At 70.6% G+C, this 7484-nt stretch carries 7 protein-coding genes; 5 read left to right on the top strand and 2 right to left on the bottom strand.

Annotated elements, in window-relative coordinates; all coding sequences use genetic code 11:
- Positions 1-174: 174 nt before the first annotated feature.
- The 4 genes from WH07_RS27095 to WH07_RS27110 all read left to right on the top strand — a co-directional run bounded on the left by WH07_RS27095 (position 175) and on the right by WH07_RS27110 (position 4922).
- Positions 175-1599, top strand: a complete 1425-nt coding sequence (locus WH07_RS27095) for a Cys-Gln thioester bond-forming surface protein (RefSeq protein ID WP_079023590.1) — start codon at positions 175-177, stop codon at positions 1597-1599.
- A 358-nt stretch (positions 1600-1957) separates the two neighbouring features.
- A complete protein-coding gene (gene ettA / locus WH07_RS27100) occupies positions 1958-3622 on the top strand; it encodes an energy-dependent translational throttle protein EttA (protein WP_079023591.1) in 1665 nt (554 codons plus the stop codon).
- 2 nt (positions 3623-3624) lie between these two features.
- On the top strand, positions 3625-4140 hold the full coding sequence (locus tag WH07_RS27105; protein WP_046505379.1) for an acyl-CoA thioesterase: 516 nt from the start codon (positions 3625-3627) through the stop codon (positions 4138-4140).
- A gap of 14 nt (positions 4141-4154) precedes the next feature.
- Positions 4155-4922: a hypothetical protein gene (locus WH07_RS27110; RefSeq protein WP_046505409.1), complete on the top strand. Its 768-nt coding sequence runs from the start codon at positions 4155-4157 to the stop codon at positions 4920-4922.
- Positions 4923-5048: 126 nt separating this feature from the next.
- Here the strand turns inward: WH07_RS27110 and WH07_RS27115 are convergent, their stop codons facing one another.
- Complete coding sequence (locus tag WH07_RS27115; protein ID WP_046505382.1) at positions 5049-5453, bottom strand: globin; 405 nt, start codon at positions 5451-5453, stop codon at positions 5049-5051.
- A 208-nt stretch (positions 5454-5661) separates the two neighbouring features.
- Between WH07_RS27115 and WH07_RS27120 the strand changes: the two genes are divergently transcribed.
- Positions 5662-6735: a methyltransferase domain-containing protein gene (locus WH07_RS27120; RefSeq protein WP_046505384.1), complete on the top strand. Its 1074-nt coding sequence runs from the start codon at positions 5662-5664 to the stop codon at positions 6733-6735.
- A gap of 123 nt (positions 6736-6858) precedes the next feature.
- Here the strand turns inward: WH07_RS27120 and WH07_RS27125 are convergent.
- On the bottom strand, positions 6859-7484 hold a 626-nt coding region (locus WH07_RS27125; protein WP_046505387.1), incomplete at its 5' end, for an FHA domain-containing protein.

The raw sequence follows: 7484 nt of genomic DNA on the forward strand, positions 1-7484 counted from the left end.
TCGGAGTGTCGATAACGATTCCGATTCGGAACGGTTGCCTGGGCGTATGAGCGGGCATCCGTGGTTCCCTCCCTCCATAGGATTCGCGAGTACTCACGGGGCACTTGAGTCTGCCGGCGAGGCATCCCCCCAACGCGTTCTCACGCGACAGAACCTCGCCCGAAGGGGAATTCTGTGTTTTCTGCGATATCTGCGTCATCCGTACGGAGGCGAGGCACCGCCCGTCTTGCCGCCGCGGTTCTCGTATCGGGTCTGGTCGCGGTGGGCTCGCTGGCCGGTGCCGGTACGGCCGCCGCCGACGGGACTCCCCAGCACCCGGGCGGCGCCGCCGCGACCCTCGACGGGCTGAAGACCTACGACGGTGCCGTCCTCCACACCAACGGCAAGGACCAGCAGCTTCCCGCCGGACTGTTCGAAATGACCGTCGACGGCGGCGGCAAGCTCAAGACGTACTGCATCGACATCCACAACCCGACCCAGGAACAGGCGAAGTACCAGGAGACGCCCTGGGACCAGACCTCGCTCGGCGCCAACAAGAACGCCGGGAAGATCCGCTGGATCCTGGAGCACTCCTACCCGCAGGTGGACGACCTTCCGGCGCTGGCCGCGGCCGCGGGCACCGGGCCGCTCACCGAGAAGACCGCCGCGGCGGGCACCCAGGTCGCGATCTGGCGTTACTCGGACGACGCCGATGTCGACGCGAGCGACCCGCAGGCCGAGAAGCTCGCCGACTGGCTGGAGAACAGCGCCCAGGACAGCGCGGAGCCCAAGGCCTCGCTCACCCTGGAGCCCGGCGCGGTCTCCGGCAGGGCCGGTGAGCGGCTCGGTCCCGTCACCGTCCGCACCGACGCGGACAGCGTCACGGTGACGCCGCCGGCCGACGCGTCGGTCACCGGGGTCAGGATCACCGACAAGGACGGCACTCCGGTCACCACCGCCGCCAATGGCACGGAGTTGTACTTCGACGTGCCGTCCGACGCCTCCGACGGCACGGCCTCGCTCGGGGTCCAGGCCACCACCTCGGTGCCGGTCGGCCGGGCCTTCGCCGGGGTGACCAAGAGCCAGACGCAGATCCTGGCCGGTTCCAGCGACTCCACGGTCACCGCGGCCGCCACCGGGACCTGGGCCAAGCAGGGCGCGATCCCCGCGGTCACGGCGGAGAAGAACTGCGCCGAGGGCGGGGTGGACGTCACCACCACCAACACCGGCGACGAGCCGTTCACCTTCGAACTGAAGGGTGTCGAGCACACCGTCGCGCCGGGGTCCACGGAGACCGTGACCGTGCCGGTCGGCGAGGACGAGGCGTACGACATAACGATCAACGGCCCCGCCGGGTTCACACAGAACTTCACCGGCGTCCTGGACTGCGCGACCACCGGCACCCCCGGTCCGGTGACCGAGCAGCCCTCCTCGCAGCCCAGCGCCGCCTCGGCCGGCGGGGTCACCGCGGTCAGCTCGGGCAGCACGGGCAACCTGGCCGAGACGGGCTCGTCCAGCGCGACCCCGATCATCGCGGGCATCGCGATCGCCCTGGTGGTCCTCGGGGGCGCGGCCGTCTTCTTCCTCCGCAAGAAGAACGCCTCGTCCCCGGAGGAGTGACCGGCTCCCCATGAGGTGACTCACGAGTGCCTGATTCCCCGAGAGTGAGCACACCCCGGCGCTGAGTAACACGGCGCCTCATGGCCCCCGGTACGCGACAGCGCGCCGGGGGCCATCTCCGTACGGCACCGGCTGTACGGCCCGTACGGCACCGCCCGTAAGGCACGGCCGTACAGCAGCACGGCCGTATGACACCGGCCGTGCTGTGGTGCGCCCGTACTGATGCCCCTGTGGCGCCGCGCCCGTGCCGTCGTGGTGCTGGTTTCCATCGGGGGGTGGACGTCAGGCAAGATTGGTGTATCTGCCCTCACGCGGCGGAGCCGCACATTGGCCCTTCTCGACTGCCGGACGGTTTCTCTTGGCTGAGTACATCTACACGATGCGCAAGACGCGTAAGGCGCACGGCGACAAGGTCATCCTCGATGACGTGACGCTGAGCTTCCTGCCGGGAGCGAAGATCGGTGTGGTGGGTCCGAACGGCGCCGGCAAGTCCACCGTGCTGAAGATCATGGCGGGCCTGGAGCAGCCGTCGAACGGCGACGCGTTCCTGTCCCCGGGCTACACCGTCGGCATGCTCCTCCAGGAGCCGCCGCTGGACGAGTCCAAGACCGTCCTGCAGAACGTCCAGGACGGCGCGGCCGAGATCATGGGCAAGCTCCAGCGCTTCAACGAGGTGGCCGAGCAGATGGCCACCGACTACTCCGACGCGCTGATGGAGGAGATGGGCAAGCTCCAGGAGGACCTCGACCACGCCAACGCGTGGGACCTGGACACCCAGCTCGAACAGGCCATGGACGCGCTGGGCTGCCCGCCCGGCGACTGGCCCGTCACCAATCTCTCCGGTGGTGAGCGCCGCCGGGTCGCGCTCTGCAAGCTGCTGCTCGAAGCCCCCGACCTGCTGCTCCTCGACGAGCCCACGAACCACCTGGACGCCGAGTCGGTCCAGTGGCTGGAGCAGCACCTCGCCAAGTACCCCGGCACCGTCGTCGCCGTCACCCACGACCGGTACTTCCTCGACAACGTCGCCGGCTGGATCCTGGAGCTGGACCGCGGCCGGGCCATCGGCTACGAGGGCAACTACTCCACCTACCTGGAGACCAAGCAGACCCGGCTCAAGGTCGAGGGCCAGAAGGACGCCAAGCGCGCCAAGCGGCTCAAGGAAGAGCTGGAGTGGGTCCGCTCCAGCGCGAAGGGGCGCCAGGCCAAGTCCAAGGCCAGGCTGGCCCGTTACGAGGAGATGGCCGCCGAGGCCGACAAGATGCGGAAGCTGGACTTCGAGGAGATCCAGATCCCGCCGGGCCCGCGGCTCGGTGGCGTGGTCGTCGAGGTGGAGCACCTGTCCAAGTCGTTCGGCGAGAAGGTCCTGATCGACGACCTGTCGTTCTCGCTCCCGCGCAACGGCATCGTCGGGGTGATCGGCCCGAACGGCGCGGGCAAGACCACGCTGTTCAAGATGATCCAGGGCATCGAGGAGCCCGACTCCGGCACGATCAAGATCGGTGACACGGTCAAGATCAGCTATGTCGACCAGGGCCGCGCCAACATCGACCCGAAGAAGTCGCTGTGGGCCGTCGTCTCCGACGAGCTGGACTACATCAATGTCGGCCAGGTCGAGATGCCCTCGCGCGCCTATGTCTCCGCCTTCGGATTCAAGGGCCCGGACCAGCAGAAGCCGGCCGGGGTGCTCTCCGGCGGCGAGCGCAACCGGCTCAACCTGGCGCTGACCCTCAAGCAGGGCGGCAATCTGCTGCTCCTCGACGAGCCGACCAACGACCTGGACGTCGAGACCCTGTCGTCCCTGGAGAACGCGCTGCTGGAGTTCCCGGGCGCGGCTGTGGTCGTCTCCCACGACCGCTGGTTCCTGGACCGCGTCGCCACGCACATCCTGGCGTACGAGGGCGACTCCAAGTGGTTCTGGTTCGAGGGCAACTTCGAGTCGTACGAGAAGAACAAGATCGAGCGGCTCGGCGCCGACGCCGCCCGTCCGCACCGTGCCACCTACAAGAAGCTCACCCGGGGCTGAGGATGGCCCGGCACCTCTACCGCTGTCCCCTGCGCTGGTCGGACATGGACGCCTTCGGGCATGTCAACAATGTGGTCTTCCTCCGCTATCTGGAGGAGGCCAGGATCGACTTCATGTTCCGGCTGGCGCCCGGGGACGGCTCGCCGTCGTTCTCCGGCGGGTCCGTCGTGGCCCGCCACGAGATCGACTACAAGCGCCCGCTGGTCCACCGGCACACGCCGGTGACCGTGGAGTCCTGGGTGACGAAGATAAACGCCGCGTCGCTGACGATCGCGTACGAGATCAAGGACGACGAGTACGCAAACGAGGTGTACGTACGGGCCTCGACGGTCGTCGTGCCGTACGACCTCGCGGCCGGGCGGCCGCGCCGGATCACCGAGGAGGAGCGGTCGTTCCTGCTGAAGTATCTGGACGACGACCACACCGGTACGCCCGGGAAGTCCAATGACCCGGACAACGCCGACAACACTGGCAACACTGGCAACGACGACGACAGCAAGGACGCCCTCGCGGCATGACGGTGCCTGTACCCATGACTGTGCGGAAACTGGAGTTCGCCGACGCGAGGGAGGCGGCCGATCTCGCCGCCTTCCTCGCCCGGCTGATCCACTACGACCGTGCCGCCGCCGTCCGGCTCCAGGCCGGGGGCGGCGCGCTCGCGGTGTTCGGCCGGCCTCCGTCCTTCGAGGTACTGGCGATCCGTACGGCCAGACTCGCCGTGCCGTACGAGCTGGACATCACCGTCTCCGCCGGTGAACTGCTCGAAGCCATCGACGAACAGGCCGGCAGCGCGGTGGTGCCCGCCGCCGTCACCGGGCCGCCCTGGGCCGGGGTGCTGCCGCCGCGCGGCGGCTGGCAGCGGGTGGCGGGGCTGCCCGGCGAGGAGGCGATCCGGGGCGCGCTGTCGGCGGCGGTCGCCGAATTCCGTTCCCGGGACGCGCGGTTGACGCCCGGTGACCGGACCCGGGCCGCGCGCGACCGGATCGGCCGGGAGATCTGGTCCCGGACCCTCGGCGACACCCGGCTGCCGCTGCGGGCGGTGCACGCCGCGCAGTCGCTGGGATTCCTGCGGCCGGTACGGGCGATGGTGTCCGCCCAGGCGGCGGCGTCGGCCCCGGCGGCTCCCCCGGTGTCCGAGAAGCAGACGAAGCACTCGAAGCCCGCGGTCCCCAAGCCCGTGGTCCCCGATCGGCCCCTCGCGCTGCTGGAGTCGGGGAGCTGGCTCCGGCTCCGTACGCCGTACGGCTCGATAGCGGTACGGCGCGCGGGACTCGGCGGCCTGACGGTCACCCCGGCCTGATCCCGGCCCGTACGGAATCCTGGTTCGCTCGGGGTCGATCCCGCTTCGTGCTGATTCTCGGGATCCCGCTTTGTGCGGAATCGCGGCCCGTACCGGATCCCGGCCCGTGCGGAACCGTGCCCGGTGTCAGCCTTCGGTGTTCACCATCGTGGCGGCGGCGTAGGTCAGATACTTCCAGAGCTGCCGCTCGTGCTCGTCGGACAGCCCCAGCTCGTCGACCGCCACCCGCATGTGCTTCAGCCAGGCGTCGTGCGCGGCGCTGTCGACGGTGAACGGGGCATGGCGCATCCGCAGCCGGGGATGGCCGCGGTTGTCGCTGTAGGTGCGGGGACCGCCCCAGTACTGCATGAGGAAGAGCACGAGGCGCTCCTCGGCGGGGCCGAGATCCTCCTCCGGATACATCGGGCGCAGCAGCGGATCCTCCGCGACTCCCTGGTAGAAGCGGCGGACCAGGCGTCGGAAGGTCTCCTCGCCGCCGACCTGCTCGTAGAAGGTCTGCTCCTGAAGCGTGCCGTGCGGAATTTCGTTCACCCGTCCATCGTCTCAGACCGACCGGCCGAGGACCTTCGCCCTAGGACCGGCCGCTGATACGGAACTGCCCCGTCCGGAACCGTACGGGATAGGAACCGGAACAGTGCGGAGCGGGAACCACCCGCGCGTGTGAACCGCCCCCGGAATGAACCGCCTCCACCTGCCGGGCCCACTCGCTTCCTGGGCGCTCACCCAGGACAGTGGAAGGATGGGCGCACACCGTGACGACGCGTACGGTCCCGACGACCCCGAGGCGGCGGAGGCACGCGCCGGGCTGGTCGCGGAGATCGCGCTGACCGGAGCGCTGGACGACCCCGCCTGGCGGGCGGCGTTCGAGGACGTGCCGCGCCATCTGTTCGTGCCGTACTACTTCGTGGGCCGGCCCGGCGGCTATGACCGGCTGTGGGGCGGGGACCGCGATCCGGTACGGCGGCGGCGCTGGCTGCACGGCGCCTATGTGGACGGGCCGCTCGCGACCCGGGTGCGCGACGGCGAGCAGATCTCGTCGAGCAGTCAGCCCTCCCTCATGGCCCGCATGCTGGCGGAGCTGGACGTACGGGACGGGGACCGCGTCCTGGAGATCGGCGCGGGCACCGGCTACAACGCGGCGCTGCTCTGCCACCGGCTCGGCGACAAGCTGGTCACCACCATGGATCTGGACCCGGAGATCACCGAGTCCGCCCGGGCGCATCTCGCGGCGGCCGGCTACCGGCCCGCCGTCGTCACCGGCGACGGCGGGCGCGGCTGTCCCGAGCGCGCTCCGTACGACCGGATCATCGCGACCTGCACCCTGCCGTCTGTGCCGACGGCCTGGCTGGAGCAGTGCCGTCCCGGGGCCCGGATCCTGGCGCCGCTCGCCACCGGGGTGATCGCGCTGCGCGTCGGCGGACGCGGCGGCACGACCGGGGGAACGAGCGGCGGCACGACCGGCGGCGGAACGGCACGGGAGGACGAGCGCGGCACCTGCGCGGAGGGGCACTTCCTGCACACCGCCGCCTACTTCGTACCGCTGCGGGGCACACCGGGCACCGCCCTGATGCACCGGCCGCTCGGCGGACTGCCCCGGCGCGCCGTCGAGAACGATCTCTTCCGTTTTCTGCTCGCGCTCACCGCGGGCAGCCTCGATCCGCACGAGGCGCTCTCGCTCTGGGAGCGCGAGCGCCGCCCCGGGCGCGAGCGGTTCGGGGTCACCATCGCCGACGGCCGGCAGTGGGCATGGCTGGACGACCCGGCGGGGCCGTACGCCTGGCCGCTGAGCCCGAGCCGTATCACCCGCGCCTGAGCCCCCGAGCCCTGGTCGCCGCCCGAGCCCCGGCCGCCAGGCAAGCCCCGGGCGGCACCGGCCGGATCGTCGACCGCTCACCGCTCAGCCGCCGCTCAGGCGCTCGTACCTCAGTCGACTCGCTCAGCCGCGGCGGATCGTGATCGTCGTCCACGCGCCCACATGCACCCGGTCGCCGTCCTTGAGCGGGACGGGGACATAGGGCTGTATCGGGTCCTCGGCGCCATTGAGAGTGGTGCCGTTGGTGGAGTTCTGATCGACCACGGACCAGGTGCCGTCCGGCTGGTGGACCAGGACCGCGTGCTGGTGCGAGACGCCCGGATCCTCCGGCGGGACCGACAGGTCGATGTCGGGGGACTCGCCGGTGGAGTGCCGGCGGCGGCCGATGGTGATCTGGTTGCCGGAGAGCGTGAGCTGCTGCTCGGGGGAGTACGCCGGGAGGTTCAGCCCGGTGGCCTCGGGACCGCTGCGCTGCATCATCGCCCTGAAGTACTCGCGGTCGGGTCCGATGACCGCGGTCCAGCCGGCCGGCGGCCCCGGCTGGTACGGCCGGGCAGGATCGGGGCGCTGGGATCCCGGCTGCTGGGACCTGTCCTGGCCGGGCGGGCTCTGGCCCACGGGGCTCTGGCTGAGCGGTGCCTGGGCCTGGGGGCCCTGGGCGTGCGAGGGCGGCGGCAGCATCCAGTCGTCGCCGCCGGTCTGCTGCGGGCGCGGCGGGGCCGGGGGCGCGGCGGACTGCTGCGGGAAGA

Origin of the sequence: Streptomyces odonnellii, from assembly GCF_000981895.1 — a bacterium.
In the GTDB taxonomy this organism is placed as follows: Bacteria; Actinomycetota; Actinomycetes; order Streptomycetales; family Streptomycetaceae; genus Streptomyces; species Streptomyces odonnellii.

Coding starts and splice junctions, on each gene's coding strand:
- WH07_RS27105 (WP_046505379.1), top strand. CDS start 3,625: ATGGCCCGGCACCTCTACCGCTGTCCCCTGCGCTGGTCGGACATGGAC.
- WH07_RS27110 (WP_046505409.1), top strand. CDS start 4,155: ATGACTGTGCGGAAACTGGAGTTCGCCGACGCGAGGGAGGCGGCCGAT.
- WH07_RS27120 (WP_046505384.1), top strand. CDS start 5,662: ATGGGCGCACACCGTGACGACGCGTACGGTCCCGACGACCCCGAGGCG.